Source organism: Anaerobranca gottschalkii DSM 13577 (assembly GCF_900111575.1).
In the GTDB taxonomy this organism is placed as follows: Bacteria; Bacillota; Proteinivoracia; order Proteinivoracales; family Proteinivoracaceae; genus Anaerobranca; species Anaerobranca gottschalkii.
Genome location: NZ_FOIF01000009.1, coordinates 1 through 16,479 on the forward strand (window position 1 = coordinate 1; position 16,479 = coordinate 16,479).

At 35.3% G+C, this 16,479-nt stretch carries 17 protein-coding genes; 2 read left to right on the forward strand and 15 right to left on the reverse strand.

The features are described from left to right. The 6 genes from BMX60_RS04020 to ftsE all read right to left on the reverse strand — a co-directional run. Positions 1-222: transposase zinc-binding domain-containing protein (locus tag BMX60_RS04020; RefSeq protein ID WP_177159688.1), on the reverse strand; the 222-nt coding region annotated here is incomplete at its 3' end. A 92-nt stretch (positions 223-314) separates the two neighbouring features. Continuing rightward, positions 315-1,610: a PDZ domain-containing protein gene (locus BMX60_RS04025; RefSeq protein WP_091349441.1), complete on the reverse strand. Its 1,296-nt coding sequence runs from the start codon at positions 1,608-1,610 to the stop codon at positions 315-317. A gap of 38 nt (positions 1,611-1,648) precedes the next feature. After that, positions 1,649-3,049: a S41 family peptidase gene (locus tag BMX60_RS04030; protein ID WP_177159689.1), complete on the reverse strand. Its 1,401-nt coding sequence runs from the start codon at positions 3,047-3,049 to the stop codon at positions 1,649-1,651. 157 nt (positions 3,050-3,206) lie between these two features. Further along, the gene (locus BMX60_RS04035) at positions 3,207-4,427 is read right to left on the reverse strand and encodes a murein hydrolase activator EnvC family protein (protein ID WP_091349444.1); all 1,221 of its coding nucleotides are present in this window, start codon (positions 4,425-4,427) and stop codon (positions 3,207-3,209) included. A gap of 34 nt (positions 4,428-4,461) precedes the next feature. Then, on the reverse strand, positions 4,462-5,361 hold the full coding sequence (gene ftsX, locus BMX60_RS04040) for a permease-like cell division protein FtsX (protein ID WP_177159690.1): 900 nt from the start codon (positions 5,359-5,361) through the stop codon (positions 4,462-4,464). Beyond that, positions 5,351-6,037, reverse strand: coding sequence for a cell division ATP-binding protein FtsE (gene ftsE, locus BMX60_RS04045; RefSeq protein WP_091349447.1), 687 nt, complete (start codon positions 6,035-6,037; stop codon positions 5,351-5,353). Before ftsE ends, ftsX begins: the two co-directional genes overlap by 11 nt. A 340-nt stretch (positions 6,038-6,377) precedes the next feature. On the opposite strand from ftsE, the gene BMX60_RS04050 reads away from it, so the two are divergent. Both BMX60_RS04050 and BMX60_RS04055 read left to right on the forward strand, forming a co-directional pair. Further along, on the forward strand, positions 6,378-7,358 hold the full coding sequence (locus BMX60_RS04050) for a biotin--[acetyl-CoA-carboxylase] ligase (protein ID WP_091349449.1): 981 nt from the start codon (positions 6,378-6,380) through the stop codon (positions 7,356-7,358). Beyond that, on the forward strand, positions 7,315-7,848 hold the full coding sequence (locus tag BMX60_RS04055; RefSeq protein WP_207648389.1) for a biotin transporter BioY: 534 nt from the start codon (positions 7,315-7,317) through the stop codon (positions 7,846-7,848). The genes BMX60_RS04050 and BMX60_RS04055 overlap by 44 nt, the downstream gene beginning before the upstream one ends. Before the next feature lie 29 nt (positions 7,849-7,877). Here the strand turns inward: BMX60_RS04055 and BMX60_RS04060 are convergent, their stop codons facing one another. The 9 genes from BMX60_RS04060 to BMX60_RS12415 form a co-directional block, all read right to left on the reverse strand. Continuing rightward, positions 7,878-8,813: a transketolase family protein gene (locus BMX60_RS04060; protein WP_091349452.1), complete on the reverse strand. Its 936-nt coding sequence runs from the start codon at positions 8,811-8,813 to the stop codon at positions 7,878-7,880. 13 nt (positions 8,814-8,826) lie between these two features. Then, a complete protein-coding gene (locus BMX60_RS04065; RefSeq protein WP_091349454.1) occupies positions 8,827-9,633 on the reverse strand; it encodes a transketolase in 807 nt (268 codons plus the stop codon). A gap of 18 nt (positions 9,634-9,651) precedes the next feature. Further along, the gene (locus BMX60_RS04070; protein WP_091349455.1) at positions 9,652-10,482 is read right to left on the reverse strand and encodes a YitT family protein; all 831 of its coding nucleotides are present in this window, start codon (positions 10,480-10,482) and stop codon (positions 9,652-9,654) included. Between the two features lie 11 nt (positions 10,483-10,493). Continuing rightward, entirely contained in the window at positions 10,494-11,135 is a 642-nt protein-coding gene (locus BMX60_RS04075) for a hypothetical protein (protein ID WP_091349457.1), read from the reverse strand. Beyond that, positions 11,128-12,238, reverse strand: a protein-coding gene (gene prfB, locus BMX60_RS04080) for a peptide chain release factor 2 (RefSeq protein WP_177159692.1) whose coding sequence is annotated in 2 segments (ribosomal slippage) — positions 11,128-12,168 and positions 12,170-12,238 — 1,110 coding nt in all. Because the reading frame shifts where the segments join, the coding sequence is not laid out codon by codon here. The genes BMX60_RS04075 and prfB overlap by 8 nt, the downstream gene beginning before the upstream one ends. A 43-nt stretch (positions 12,239-12,281) precedes the next feature. Then, positions 12,282-14,783 carry a preprotein translocase subunit SecA gene (gene secA / locus BMX60_RS04085; RefSeq protein WP_091349460.1) on the reverse strand — a complete coding sequence of 834 codons (2,502 nt, stop codon included), beginning with the start codon at positions 14,781-14,783 and terminating at the stop codon, positions 12,282-12,284. Positions 14,784-14,881: 98 nt separating this feature from the next. Continuing rightward, entirely contained in the window at positions 14,882-15,481 is a 600-nt protein-coding gene (locus tag BMX60_RS04090; protein ID WP_091349462.1) for a molybdenum cofactor guanylyltransferase, read from the reverse strand. 286 nt (positions 15,482-15,767) lie between these two features. Then, the gene (locus tag BMX60_RS04095) at positions 15,768-15,953 is read right to left on the reverse strand and encodes a PspC domain-containing protein (protein WP_091349464.1); all 186 of its coding nucleotides are present in this window, start codon (positions 15,951-15,953) and stop codon (positions 15,768-15,770) included. Positions 15,954-15,984: 31 nt separating this feature from the next. Continuing rightward, complete coding sequence (locus BMX60_RS12415; RefSeq protein WP_091349465.1) at positions 15,985-16,437, reverse strand: PspC domain-containing protein; 453 nt, start codon at positions 16,435-16,437, stop codon at positions 15,985-15,987. Between the last annotated feature and the right edge of the window lie 42 nt (positions 16,438-16,479).

Consider the following 16,479-nt stretch of genomic DNA (forward strand, 5'->3'; position numbering starts at 1 on the left):
TGCTTTCCGACCACAAGATGTACAGAAGCGACTCTTACAGGTAAAGCCTACATATCTGACTTCATTACATGTCGGACAACAAAATTTGCTATATCCTTCACTCATATCTTTACAAGTTAGCATCTTTTTTACTTCTGACAATACTGTTGGCCTAATTGGGTATTTTTCTTTAAACTCTCCCCATTTATCTTCAAATATTTGTTTTATTATTCCAGTAGCCATAAACAACTCACCCCACTACATAATAACATTTATCCACATACCTAGCAATCTATACTTTCCTAAGCAACAAAAAAAGAAGGGAAGCCCCCTTCTTAATTACCACAGATTCTCTTCCACAACTTTTCTAAAGGACTATCCCCTTTAATAGCTACCCCTAACTCTGGATCCTTAGGAATGATCAGTAAACCCAATTGTTTCCTTTTCCCAAAAAGGGGAGCTTGAACATGTCTATGTCTTCCATTGTTATCTATAACTTCGAATTTAATATATGTGGAAACATCTACTAATAGCTCTTTAAAATGTTCTTCATTCTCCACAAAAACTCCATTTACCCTTGTTATGATATAACCAGGCTGGATTCCCATTTTTTCAGCCACCGAATTAGGTAATACCGCCAATACCTTAACACCTTCATCGGGTGCTGTAAATAATGGCTCTCCTTGCAATTCTTTATTTATAGAAGTGACAATAAGAAATTCATGGGCCAATGGTGCAAATAAAACGGGAATAAAGGTAAAATAAGGAAAATATGCCGCCCCTACTGCAAGGATAATTAACATTATACTATAAAATGCTAATTTAAATGCAGTTTTTTTAGATTTTTCCCTAGGATTAGTAGATATGGCAAGATCACTATATCCTAAGGCAGCCATTACCGGTAAAGTGGCATACATTAGTTGATAACCTTGAGGAATAGTTATATTAGCTTTGATAAGGGGCCACCAATCAGGCATTGCTATAGTAGTTCCTGCCACTTCATCAGGTAAGAAACTCATAGCCATTAGGACAACAATCGGAACTGGCCAAAATCTCACTAAACTGTAACCACCGACAAATTGATCTTTAATTTTGACAAATACTGGAGTCGTCCCCTTTGCTCCACTTAAGTAAATCAAGATACTTTCAACAAGGTGTAAAATTCCCACCACTGCCATTAAGGCAGCTAGGTTGATATTAACAAAGGTATTAACAACAGAAGGTAAACTTTCCACAGGGAATATATGCAATATCCCCCGTACAAATAACACTAAGACACCGACGATTCCTCCGGCATAAGAAAAGCACATATAGCGGGGACTGTACAATAGTAACAACAGTGCCACTGGCCAGACAAAAAGGATACCGGTGGAATTTATATCGACACCTACAAAAACCAATATAATACTACCTAACAAACCTCCAATTAAACCATATCCAAAGGATGTTAAAGTCTGCTTAAAAGGTCTAGTAATACTAATCCCAAAGATATTTATTTCCATCATCATTTGTTTTTTATATTGCCTTTTAACTAATAACAGGACAATAAATATCGGTATAAGGAAACCATAGGGAAGACTATTGACCATTGTTTGTAAAATTAATTTAATTATCTCGATAAATGGAAACATTTTCTCTCTCCCATCACCTTTCTTTTCACCCTATACTTCTATTTGAAAAACTCAATTGCTTTTTGCAATTGTAAATCCCTTTCCCTTTGAAGTTCTGCAAAGACAGCATTAATCTTTTCTCCTGTTTGTCTATCTACTATACCTGTAGCTGGAAGGCCGTTAGCCCTTTGGAATTTTATTACCCCTTCTTTAGTTTTCTCTGTGAAATTAGGGTCATCTCTGTCTTCCCCATAACCTAAATAATACAATATTTTATGGAGAATTACCACATCTAAACCGCTGCTCCCTACTTCTAACCGACCTTTATAAACGAAATTTGAAAATCTAGCTTCTGGTGGCTGTTCCACTTCAATATGGGGAGAAACACCAACACCATCAATTACTGCTCCACTTGGGGTAAAATATTTTTGAACAGTAAGTTTTACTGCACTACCATCCCTTAAATCAATCAATGTTTGAACAGAACCTTTTCCAAAGGTCTTCTGACCTATTAAAGTTCCTGCCTCCCTATCCTTTAAAGCTCCTGCTAAGATTTCTGAAGCACTGGCACTAAATTCATCAATTAATACCACTACTTCAAAGTCCCGTTCTTTTAAATTTGAAGTATAAGTGCGAACCCTATTACCATGTTTATCTTCCATATAAACCACTTCACCTTCGGGAACTAAAAGCTGGGCAATATTAACCACAACATTGAGGTATCCTCCAGGGTTGCCCCTTAGATCAATGATTAAGTTTTCCATTCCCTGTTCCCTTAAACTTCTTAAAGCTTTAGCAAAATCTTCATCTGCTCCTTCTGCAAATCTGGTAAGTTTAATATAACCTAATCCTTCTTGAAGAAGTTCATATTTCACCGCTGTAGTTGTAATAATACCCCGAATAATAGAAACTCTGATAATGTCTGGCAACCCTTCTCTAATAATTCCCAATACCACTTCAGTATCAGGCTCACCCCGAATTAAATCCACTGTCTCAGATAAACTTAAGCCTTCGACACTTTTACCATCAACTTCTACAATAATATCACCAGGTAAAAGACCAGCCTTTTGTCCCGGACTTCCATCCATAGGTGTTACAACAGTTACCCTTCCGTTATTCATGGTAACTTCAACACCTATCCCCCCATAACTCCTTCCAGAACGGATCTGCATATCTTCAATATCCCTTGGCGTAAGGTATTCGCTGTAAGGATCCCCTAATGCAGATATAATCTCACGGTAAACATGATTTTCTATCTTTTCCCACTGATAATCATTAAAATAATAATCATTTATTATATGTATTATTCTGTTTAGCTTTTCTACGAATTGGGGACTAGAATTATTCCCGAAATCATCTGCTAAACTTTTTGAACCGATATTATACCCTACTACAAAAAAGAAAAAATTAGTTATAAACAATAACACTACTAATGCTGTTAAAATCCTAGTTTTTTTCACTATTATCACCCCGCCAGATTATTATGCCCTCTAAGACACCTAACTTTTAATATATTATATATTATTATTCGCTAAAGATTAATATTTCCCTTTTTAAAAGAAAAATAAAAAGGCAAGTTTTTGTGATAAATCACAATCCTTGCCCTTATTTATAACTTTAGTAGAAAAGGAGTGGATTAACCCTTTGTCCGTTTACCCTAATCTCAAAGTGTAAATGGGGTCCTGTGGAGTTTCCAGTACTGCCGACAGTACCAATTCTCTGTCCCTTTTGAACAGTATCTCCTGCTTTTACAAATACATCATGGAGGTGGGCATATACAGTGACATGGCCGTTATCATGGTAAATAACTACATATCTACCATATCCGCCACCTTCCCTATTGCCTAAAAATCCTCTATCAGTGGGGGCTCCTGACCTGCCTACAGCTATTATTACCTCTCCTCCATCGGCAGCCACTACATCTGCTGGTCTACCTATGTAGTTAGGAGAAGCTGGCCATCTGTTATGGGGTATACCAATGTCCACTCCCCAGTGCATGCCACCCCATCTAGGACCAAAGTGGGAGGTTATCCAAGCATATCCGAATTCTGGTACTGGCCATGCGTATTTTCCAGTGGTTTGCCCAGTATTTTGCTGTTGTCTCTTTCTTATCTCTTCTTCCATCTTCTTAATTTCTGCTTCTATTTCCTTAAGAGCTTCTTCCATTTGTTTGATATATGAATCTAGTCTATGCATCTGACTCTGTAATTTTCTGGCCAATGCATTTTGTTCTGCCATATTTTTTTCTATTTGAACTTGGACATCAAGGGCTTCTTCTTTTAATATTATAAGCCTTTGTCTCCTATTGACCTGTTCAATTCTCTCTTCTTCTAAAAAAGCTTTTTTCTCCTTAATTTCCTCTACTAAACGGACGTCATCTTCTATCATAGTCCTTAGGAAATTAAATCTTGTAATGAAATCTGAAAAGTTTGTCGCAGAAAGGAGAACTTCTAAATAACCAACACTTCCCCTTTGATAAAGGGCCCTCATCCTAGCTTCAAAATAGGCAGTTTGTTCTTCTAAATATCTTTCTGTTTCAGCAATTTCCTGTTCTTTTAACTGAATAAGAAGTTCAGTATTTTTGATTTCAGTATTAATTGAATCAACCCGTCTTCTTTGCTGGACTAATTCTTCTTCAATTTGGGCAATATTCCTTTGAATTTCCCTGATATTATCTTCTAGCTCTTTCTTTTCCCTTTCAGCCTCATTAATACCCCTCTGGACTTCCTTCAATTCATCCCTTTTTTCATCAAGTTGATTAGCCCAAGCTGGTAAAATAGCTGATAATGTTAGTATTAAAGAAAGTGCGATTATTAATATGACCTTTAGTTTCCCCATAGAAAACAATCTCCTCCTTCCCTTTTTTTATAATTTACACTTTCAAAAATCTCCTTAGTGAAATTCCACTACCTAAAGCACCTAAACCTAAACCAAGAACTGTTAAATACCTCACTAAAATAGGGAAAATTTGGTCAAGGGTAAGCAATGGAATTGTTATCATACTTTCAGGAATATTATTATAAACTGTTTCTAATGCATAGTTGTAGCCATAGTATAGGATTAATAAAGAAATACCTGTTCCAATTGCCCCTAACAATAATCCTTCAATAATAAATGGCCAGCGGATAAACCAATCTGTTGCACCAACGAATTTCATTATTGTGATTTCTTTCCTTCTCGCATAAACTGTAAGTTTAATTGTATTTGAAATTAAAAATACTGCCATAATAAACATAATAGTCATAAAGCTAAAACCAATCCACTGTATTAAATTTAGAGCGGTAAAGAGTTTTTCTACAACTTCTTGGCCATATTGGACATTATCAACAAAAGGTATATTTTCAATCCTTTGAGCAATATCTCCAACCTGTTCAGGATCTTCTAATGCTATCTCAAAACTTGCCGGCAAAGGATTTCTTTCATCAAAACCAGCAGTTATATCTTCATATTCCCCTAATATTTCCCGCAAACGTTGAAGGGCCTCTTCTTTAGAAACATAGCGGATTTCTTTTATACCTCGAATGGTTAACAGTTCATCCCTTACTAAATCTATATGTTGTTCTTCAGCTTCTAAATCCAGGTATGCAACAATTTCAACTTGGGACTTTAATTCATCAATCATCACTTGTAAATTACTATTGAAAATTATAAAAATACCTAAGACTAATAATGTGGCAAAGGTCACTCCTGCAGAAGCTATGGTCATCCAGCGATTTTTGGAAACCCCTAAGACAGCCTCTTTTGTAAAATAGAGGGCATTTCTAAAAATCATTGTTATAACCTCCCTTAACATCATCTCTGACTATTTTTCCATTTTTTACTCCGATTACCCTGTGGCGATATCTATCAACTATATCTCTGGCATGGGTGGCCATAACAATTGTAGTTCCCCTTAAATTAACTTTATTAAGTAAAGACATAATTTCTTCAGATGTTTCAGGGTCGAGATTACCCGTTGGTTCATCACAAACTAGTAAAGAGGGTTGGTTTACCAAAGCTCTGGCAATAGAAACCCGCTGCTGTTCTCCCCCTGATAATTGATGGGGATAATTTTTAATTTTATCTTGTAATCCAACAAATTCTAGGACTTGTAAGACTTTCTTTTTAATTTCCCGGCTCGGTGTATTAATTACCCTTAAGGCAAAGGCAACATTATCATAAACATTTTTTTCTGATAGCAAACGGAAATCTTGGAAAACAACTCCCATCTGCCTTCTCAGATATGGAATTTCCCTGTCTTTCATCATAGTGACATTGCGATTAAACATAAATAGCTGACCTTTTTTAATATCAACTTCTTTATAGATTGCTTTAAGTAAAGAGGATTTCCCTGCACCACTAGGTCCTACAATATATACAAATTCACCTTTATCTATTTTTAAATTAACATCTGTTAATGCATAAGTACCATTGGGATAACATATTGAAACATTTTGAAAAATTATCACAAAATTTCACTCCTCATTCTAAGTATATTTGGTGTAACTAAAAAATTGCTGCGTCAATTAAAGATAGAGGATCAATAAATTCTTTTTGACATTTATTATTTCGACACATTTCCTGTAATTCCTCTATAATAATTTTCAATTCAGCAATTTTTTTCTATATAAATATTAAAGCATTGAATTTCTTCCTTTACAATGGTAAAATCTTCTCAAGATTGTCACCAAAATACTATCTCCTGAGTTGACAATCCACCTTTCATAACTTATACTTTTGATACAATCTTAGTTTTCTTTTATGCTGGAAGTTTTTTTCTGATATATTTTGTGAACAGAGGTGCTATTGATGGATATCACTATAAAAGTACTAAAGATCCTATTAGAAAATCCCCACAAAAGACTATCTGGTCAATACATAAGTGAAAAATTAGGAGTTAGTAGAAACGCCGTTTGGAAAGCTGTAGAAATACTACGTAAAGAAGGTTACCAGATCGATGGGGTAACTAACAAAGGATATTCCTTAAAAAAAATCCCAACTGATATAAACAGCTATTACTTAGAACTTTCTTTAGGTAGTTTTTGGCAAAGGGTTATTGTAGAAAAAGAAGTCGAATCAACTAATAAGTTAATGAAAGAACTAGGAAATTCTTTGCCAGATAAAAGTGTGTTAATTGCCTCAAGACAATGGGGTGGCATCGGAAGATTAGGTAGGTCTTGGTCATCCCCAGAAGGGGGCCTGTGGTTTTCCCTTTTACTGAAACCCCAACTACCAATGGAAGAATTGCCCTTAATAACCTTGACGATGGCTGCTGCTATGTGGGAAGGACTATATAATCATCTAGGTATTGAGGTAAAAATCAAGTGGCCTAATGATATCATCTGGGATGGAAAAAAACTGGCCGGCATTTTAACGGGTGTGAAAGGGGATATGGATAAAGTAGATTACCTCATTGTTGGAATAGGGATAAATGTAAATAACCCTATACATCCTGAACTGAAAGGTATAGGGTTATCTCTAAAGGATGTAGTCAAAAAAGAAGTAAATCTTAACTATTTACTGATAGAAATTTTAAATTGTATCCAAAAATATTACCAGTTATTTTTAACTGACAAAAGGGAAGATATTTTAATCATAAACAAAGAACAGTCCACACTTTTAGGAAAAAGAATTATAATTTCTAGCTTTAAAGGAAAAGAAGAAGGTTTTGCCAAAGATATCGGCAATGATGGCAGCCTAATTATTGAAGATGACAATAAACAGATTAGGAAGGTGTTTAGTGGTGATGTTTCCCTCAAAGAATGGTATAAAAATTCTAATACTAACTAGCTTCTTTGCAATTTTAACGTATATAGGGGCATTAATTCAAGTTCCTATGTATCCTGCTCCCATAAGTTTACAAACCCTTTTTGTAATGTTTGCTGGACTCCTTTTAGGTAGCAAATATGGCGTGTTAAGTCAATTACTCTATATTTTTTTAGGTCTTTTAGGACTTCCTATCTTTACCGGAGGTGGAGGAATAGGCTATGTTCTAACTCCAACCTTTGGGTTTATCATCGGTTTCCTTCCTTTAGCCTATTTTTCAGGATTTGCTAAGGGAAATAATTTTAAGGTTATTTCAATGTTATTATTAGGGAATCTAATTCTCTACTGTATTGGAATTACCTATCTTTGGTTTATATTAAACAAAATAGCTGGTAATGATTTAAGTTTAATCACCCTTTTAAAAGGAATGACCATTTACCTCCCTGGTGACCTATTGAAAATTTTTATTACAATTCCTATAGCATTAAAGATTAGAAAAAGACTTAATATATAAACTAAAGGAGGCGAATCTGCCTCCTTGTCTTATTTTCTACCTATAACTTTTTTTACTTTTTCTACAATATTATCTGGAGTTAAACGGTATTTTTTAAGTAAAGCATCGGGAGTTCCCGATTCACCGAAAGTATCCTCAACTCCGACAAATTCTACTGGTACTGGTTGATGTTGAGCTAATACTTCACAAACAGCACTACCTAATCCACCAAAAATGTTGTGTTCTTCTGCAGTAACAACGGCACCGGTTTTTGCTGCCGATTTAATCAGCAAATCTTTATCAATAGGCTTGATAGTATGGATATTAATTACTTCTACACTAATCCCTTCTTTTTCTAAAATTTCTGCCCCTTCTAAACTTTGACTTACCATTATTCCTGTAGCAACTATTGTTACATCATTACCTTCTTTTAAAACTACACCTTTTCCAATTTGGAAATTATAAGTTTCATCATTGATCACAGGAACTCCAGCTCTACCTAATCTTATGTATACAGGCCCTTCCATTTCTGCAGCAGCTTTTACCGCCTTTTCAGTTTCTGGACCATCGGCTGGAACTATTACAGTCATATTGGGTATAGCTCGCATTAAAGCTATATCTTCTAAAGCTTGATGGGTTGCTCCATCTTCACCAACTGTTAAACCAGCATGGGTAGCAGCTATTTTAACATTTAATTTAGGATAAGCAATTGAATTCCTTATTTGATCATAGGCCCTGCCAGTAGCAAAAATTGCAAAGGTAGAAGTAAAGGGAATTTTACCTGCTGTAGCTAACCCCGCAGCTGTTCCCATTAAATCAGCTTCTGCTATCCCTACGTTAAAAAATCTTTCAGGAAACTCTTTATAAAAATTTGCGGTTTTCGTAGATTTTGATAAATCAGCATCTAATACCACAATATCTTTATTATTCCTTCCTAACTCCACTAAAGCCTTACCATATGCATCCCTAGTAGCTATTTTAGTCATCTATCTTACCTCCTTACTCTAGTTCTTTTAAGGCTTGTTGCAATTGTTCTTCACTAGGTGCTGTGCCATGCCACTCTGCTTTGTTTTCCATAAAGGAAACCCCTTTACCTTTTACAGTTTTAGCAATGATTATTGAAGGTTTGCCTTTAGTATTTTTAGCATTTTCGATAGCTGCCAATATTTCATCATAATTATGGCCATCGATAACCTGTACATGCCAGTTAAAAGCTTCCCATTTTTTATCTAGTGGTGTTACACCCATTACATCTTCAACATCACCATCAATTTGTAGACCATTGTAATCTAAGAAAGCAATAACATTATCTAACTTGTAATGGGCAGCAGTCATGGCAGCTTCCCACACTTGTCCTTCTTGAACTTCTCCATCACCTAGCAATACGTAAACATAATATGGGCTGTTATCTAACTTCCCTGCTAAAGCCATACCATTGGCTACTGATAACCCTTGCCCAAGAGAACCTGAAGTCATATCCACTCCAGGGATAGCTTTCATATCGGGATGACCTTGTAATAATGAATCGATTTTTCTAAAACCTTTCATTTCTTCCTTAGGGAAAAAGCCCCGCTCTGCTAAAACACCATAAAGAACTGGTGAGGCATGGCCTTTACTTAACACAAAGCGATCCCTATCTTTTTTGTGTGGATTTTGAGGATCAATGTTCATTACATGGAAATATAGAGCTGTTAGAATTTCTACAGCTGATAATGAACCTCCTGGATGACCAGATTTCCCTGCAGTAACCATTTCTAAGATATTTCTCCTCACTTGTTTAGCAATTACCTTTAGATTTTCCACAATTTTTACCTCCTTTAAAAATTATTCTATACTGGAAAAACCTTCACCTAAAGCTTCAGTGACATCACTAACAACTACAAATGCTTTCTTATCTACTTCATAGACGATTTCCTTAAGTTTAGCAATTTCCATTTGACTTACTACACAAAAAAGGATATCCCTTTTTTCACCGGTATAAACTCCTTTACCTTTTAAGCTTGTGGCGCCTCGGTTTAATTTATACAAAATAGCTTCACTAATTTCTTGGGGGTTATTAGAAATGATGTAAGCCATCTTAGAAACCCTAAAACCTTGTTGTGTCAAATCAATTACTTTACCGGTTACATAAACAGAAATTAGTGCATACATGGCAAGTTCTGCATTAAATACCATTCCAGCAAAAGCAATTACTAAAAAGTCAATAATTAAAATTGATTGTCCTACAGTGAAACCAAAAAATTTGTTTAATAGCTGCCCAGCTAAAGCCGTTCCCCCTGTAGATCCACCGGCTCTAAATATAATGCCTAAACCTACTCCCATCAATACGCCTCCGAAGATGGTAGCTAATAAAAGGTCTTCGGTAAAAACAGGGGTCCATTCTGTAAAAGCGATCAATGCAGGTAATAAATAAGTTCCCACTAAACTTTTTACACCAAACTTTTTACCTAAATAAACGACCCCAGCAATAAATAGGGGAATATTCACAACTACTATAGTGATACTTACCGGTAAACCGAATAAGTAATAAAGGACTGTTGCTAAACCACTTACTCCCCCTGCAGCTATTTTATTGGGGATAAGTAAACCATTTAAACTTATTGCCATTATAAAGCATCCGATTACTATCATCGTATACTCTTTAATTAAACGCATTATTTCACCCCTTATCTTACTATTTTTCCTGTAATATTTAAGTAACCTTCTTTTACATCAATATTTTCTATTTGAATACTAGTTAATTGTCCAAAATCTAACCTAAATTCATAACCCTTTAGAAAATCTATTACTTGTTGTTCAAATCCAGGTAGGTTAATTATTACCTCTTGAACCTCGAAAAACACTTCATTATTAGCTTTTACTTCAAAAAAACCTTTAATACTAGCTTCTAATGTTATAAAAAAGAGATTTACAGGTAATGAAATACTTCCTTGACCTTCTGAAAGAATAATATTTAATTCGCTACCCCAATTGTTTTTAATATAATAATTTAATTCTTCTTCACTAACTATCCCAGAAAATCTAAAGTCACCGCTATTTAAACCTAAGTCACTGAATGTAATAAATAGTTTTTCAAAGGTTAGGCCTGCATTATATTCCTCAATAACAATATTACCGGTTAATTCCCCTTTAAGCAAGGATAGAATAAAAGGTCTTGGGGAAGTAATAATTATTTGATAATCCTCAACACCTACTTTACCAAGTTCCTTCCCTGTATAAAGGTCCAATAAATAAGGTGTAGCTATTTCTAAAACAACTAGTAATAAAAGACAAAGGATTATTAAACTTAAAAATATTTTTTTATACATTTTTTTCTACCACCAAACTTTTTAAATAACCGTCAATAAACTTATCGATATCTCCATCTAAAACCCCTTGGGCGTTGGCCACTTCAACATTTGTTCTGTGATCTTTAACCAAACTATAGGGATGGAAGACATAAGTTCTTATTTGACTTCCCCAGCCTATTTCCTTTTGCTCTCCCCTTATTTTCTCTAACTCCTTTTGCTGTTCTAACCGCTGCTTTTCCGCCAATTTTGCAGCCAGAATTTTTAAAGCTGCGGCTTTATTGGAGTGTTGGGATCTTTCATTTTGACATTGTACTACTATCCCTGTAGGAAGGTGGGTAATCCTAACGGCAGAGTCAGTTTTATTAACATGCTGACCTCCCGCTCCACTGGCTCTATAAGTATCTACTTTGATTTCATCAGGGGATATCTTTATTTCTTCTCCCTCTTCCATTTCCGGCAAAACATCTACCGAGGCAAAGGAAGTGTGCCTTCTGCCAGAAGAATCAAAGGGAGATATTCTAATTAATCGATGGACACCCTTTTCCCCTTTTAGATATCCAAAGGCATTTTTCCCTTTAACTAATATTGTAACACTTTTAAGTCCAGCTTCTATATCTGGTAAATAATCTAAAATTTCTACGGTATAACCTCTTTTTTCTGCCCATCTCGTATACATCCTATAAAGCATCTGGGCCCAATCATAAGACTCCAATCCACCTGCTCCAGGGTGTAGTGATAAAATAGCATTATTACCGTCATATTTCCCAGACAATAATAGGCTTAATTCTAGATTTTCTAAGTCTTTTTCTAAACCTTGAACACTTTCTTCTAACTCTCTAAGGAGCTGGGGATCTTCTTCTAATTCTAACAAATCTAGGAGTTCTTTACCGGTTGTTAGGATTCCCTCAAGTTTTGTAAATTTATTAACAACATCTTTTAATTCCGATATTTTACTTAATATTTGAGAGGATTTTTCCCTATCTTCCCAAAAATCCGGTCGAGCCATTTCTTCTTCTAAACGGAGAATTTCCTCCTTCTTACCCTCTACATCAAAGGGAAACACCCAATTCTACTAGTCTATTCTCCATTTCCCGAAATTTACTTTTCAGTTCTGGAAACATTTTTATCACACTCCTTAAACAAATTCAGTGGCTAATGGAACCATTAGCCACAGCATTTTTTGTATTTCTTGCCACTTCCACATGGACAAGGATCGTTTCTCCCCACTTTATTAGTTTTAACAGGGGTTTGTTTTACATTACTTTCTGAACCGGCAGCAGAAGTTTCCTTAGCTACTGCCACCGCCCGTCTTACTGGTGTGGAAGTTATCTGAACCCTAAAGATCAATCTAGCCACTTCTTCTTGAATACTTTCTATCATTGCTTGGAACATATTATATGCTTCAAATTTATACTCAATTAACGGATCCTTTTGACCAAAGGCCCGCAAACCAATGCCTTGCCTTAAATCATCCATAGCACTGATTTGGTCCATCCACTTTCTGTCAACTGTCCTTAAGACAATTACCCTTTCTAGCTCTTCCATCAGTTCTTTTAACTCTTCTTTCCGTTTCCGGTAGTTTTCTCTAACCTTTTCTTTAAAGAGTTCTAAAATTTCTTCCCTGTGTAAACCCTGTAAATTCTCTAAAGAAACATCATCTGGAAGTAAATAAGTGGATTCAGCATATTCAAGTAATCCCTTTAAATCGTAGTCTTCAGGGTATAATTCTTCATGGGCAAAAAGATCTACAGATCTTTCGATTACTTTATCGATCATGCCGATAATTTTATCTTCTAATTTCTCTCCAAGGAGTACTTCTTTCCTTTGTCTGTAAATTACTTCCCTTTGTTGATTCATTACATCGTCATATTGAAGAACATGCTTCCTTATATCAAAGTTTCTAGCTTCTACCCTTTTTTGAGCATTTTCAATTGTTTTACTGAGGAGAGGATGTTCAATTGGAGTATTATCATCCATCCCCAATTTATCCATCATCCCCATAATTTTCTCTGAACCAAAAAGTCGCATCAAATCGTCTTCAAGGGAGATATAAAATTGGGATACCCCTGGGTCTCCTTGACGACCAGCCCTACCCCTTAACTGATTGTCAATCCTTCTAGACTCATGCCTTTCGGTACCTATAATGTAAAGTCCACCTAACTCCTTTACACCTTCCCCAAGGACAATATCGGTACCCCTACCAGCCATATTGGTAGCAATAGTGACAGCCCCCCTTTGTCCCGCTTGGGCAACAATTTCCGCTTCCTTTTCATGATATTTTGCATTTAACACAGTATGGGGAATACCCTTCCTCTTTAACATTTCAGAAAGGAGTTCAGACTTTTCTATACTTATGGTACCAACAAGGACAGGCTGTCCTTTGCGATAACATTCTTCAACTTGCCTAATTACAGCTTGAAATTTACCTTTTTCTGTACGATAAACAACATCAGGTAAATCTATTCTAATCATTGGCAAATTAGTAGGAATAACTACTACATCTAAACCGTAAATTTTACGAAACTCTTCTTCTTCTGTTAAAGCAGTACCGGTCATTCCTGCTAGTTTTTTATACATTCTGAAGTAATTTTGATAAGTGATTGAAGCTAAAGTTTGACTTTCCCTTTCAATTTTAACCCCTTCTTTAGCTTCAATAGCTTGGTGTAAACCATTGCTATACCTTCTACCGTGCATTAAACGGCCGGTAAATTCATCGACAATTATAACTTGATTGTTTTGTACTACATAATCCCTATCCCGTTTCATTAATACATGGGCTCTCAGGGCTTGGTTGATATGATGGGATATTTCCATATTTTCATCATCATAAAGGTTTTCAATACCTAACTGTTTTTCTACTTCTCTAATACCCTCTTCAGTGAGGACTACAGTATTAGCCTTTTCATCTACAGAATAATGGACTTCATTTTTTAGTTTAGGTATTAATTTAGCATAACGGTAGTACATACTGATATCTTGTTCTACTTGTCCTGAGATAATTAATGGAGTCCTTGCTTCATCTATTAAGATACTATCTACTTCGTCAATAATTGCATAGTGAAGATCCCTTTGTACAAGGTCTTCTTTGTATAATGCCATATTATCCCTTAAATAATCAAAGCCAAATTCATTATTAGTACCATAGGTAATATCACAGGCATAGGCTTCTCTTCTTTCACTAGAGCTCATGCCATGGACAATTAATCCTACTTTTAGCCCTAAAAATTCATAGATTTTACCCATCCACTGACTGTCCCTAGTGGCAAGGTAGTCATTGACAGTAACTACATGGACACCTTTTCCTTCTAGGGCATTTAAATAGGCCGGTAAAGTGGCAACTAAAGTTTTACCTTCACCGGTTTTCATTTCCGCTATTCTACCTTGATGTAGTACAATACCACCTAGTATTTGTACATCAAAGTGGCGCATACCTAAGGTTCTAACTGCCCCTTCCCTGACTACAGCAAAGGCTTCTGGCAAAATATCATCAAGGGTTTCCCCTTTTGCCAATCTATCTTTAAACTCAGCGGTCTTGTTTCGTAATTGTTCATCAGACAATTTTTTAATCTCTTCTTCAAAGCCATTGACAACATCGACGATTTTACTTAAACGCTTAATTTCTCTATCGTTATATGATCCAAAGATCTTAGATATTAATCCAATCATTTTTCAACCCCCTGAACCTATTCTGTTACTAAGGGAAAGTTTCCCCAAAATTTTCTATTATTTTATTTTAACACTTCCCCATAAAAAAAACAACTAAATTAGTTCTCTATCCCCTTTAGATATTGTTGATAATCGGAAAAGTAATTGAAGTTTTTGATAAACTCTAAATCTGGATCGATTTTTTTAAGTTCTATCTCTGGAATATAGTATGTATTAAATTCATCGAGTATAATTTTAATTTTATGTAAGTCTTGAAGTAAAGTCTCTTTCACTCTAGGGAGAATTTTTTTGCTATATATCCCGTAAAGGGGTTGAAAACGACCATTGGCTATAGGAACTACAATATCCCCTTTATCCCTTTGACTGATTATGTATTCCACCACTTTGGGATTAACTAGGGGGGTATCACAACCTATGATAAAGGTTTGGGGATTTTTACTGTAATATAAAGCACTGTATACCCCTAATAAAGAACTTTTAGTACTGATTTGTAAAGGGTCATTATAGTAATTTACCCCAAAAACTTTGGTATTTTGCAAACCATTATCTATTACATTAATATTGGCAAAGAGTGGACCAATAGTAGAAATAATATGATCTACAAAGGATTTACCTTCTATAGTAAGATTACCTTTATGTAAACCCATTCGGGTAGAACCACCACCAGCTAATATTGCTAAATCTAAGTCTTTGTACATTTTCCATCACCTGATTTTTTTAAATTAATTATATCACAAATTTACCATAAAAAGAATAAAGGCTGTGGTAATTAAACATTCTAACAAAGTTCTGCGTCGAGATTTAAGGCTTCTATCTAAAAGGAAGAAGGAATTTTTCCCCTTCTTCCTTTTATCTAATCAGCTCTTAAATCTATCTCCTCAACTTAATCGTATCTTTGTTTAATTACCACAGCTGATGATGACTTTGTCTATATTTTGTCTTCAGTCTGACATGGTTAAAACTATAACCATGTTTTAGTAGTTTTTACATTTTTGAAGGAATAATAATTGCTGCTATAATATAAGCTATGAGTCCGCCTCCCGCCATTAAGGCGAAAAATACCCACAATAGTCTAACTATTGTAGGGTCGATGTTAAAATACTCTGCAATACCACCACACACCCCTGCTATCATTTTATTGCTTTGGGAACGATAAAGCCTTTTTTCCATATTTTCTCCCTCCTAAAATTTCCTTTAATAATTATTTCTTGCTAAAAATAAGATATACACCTAAAAGGATTAATATACCAGGAAAAGCATATCGGGCATAATAAAAGAATAATCTATAATTTATCCGATATAACCAAGATAAATCTACGAAGTTTTTACTTAGCCAGAAACCTCCGATTAAGATTAACAATAAACCAAAAACTTTAGACCCAGCTGAACTTTTACCCTCTTTTACTTCATAAACTTCTTTTTCCACACATTCAGCACTCTCTACATCTCCAGATTCTTTATACCCTTTAGGTGCCTGGGGCATAATGATGGCAGCAATAATATAAGCTATCAGTCCACCTCCTGAAGTGGTAGCAGCAATTAGTACCCAAAGTAGTCGGATTAACACCGGATCTATTCCTAGATATTCACCGATACCTCCACATACCCCACTTATCACCACATCTTTTCTGGAGCGATACAATTTTTTCTCCATAAATATCACCTTCCTCAAAAAACCCAGTGCCTGAGCACTGGG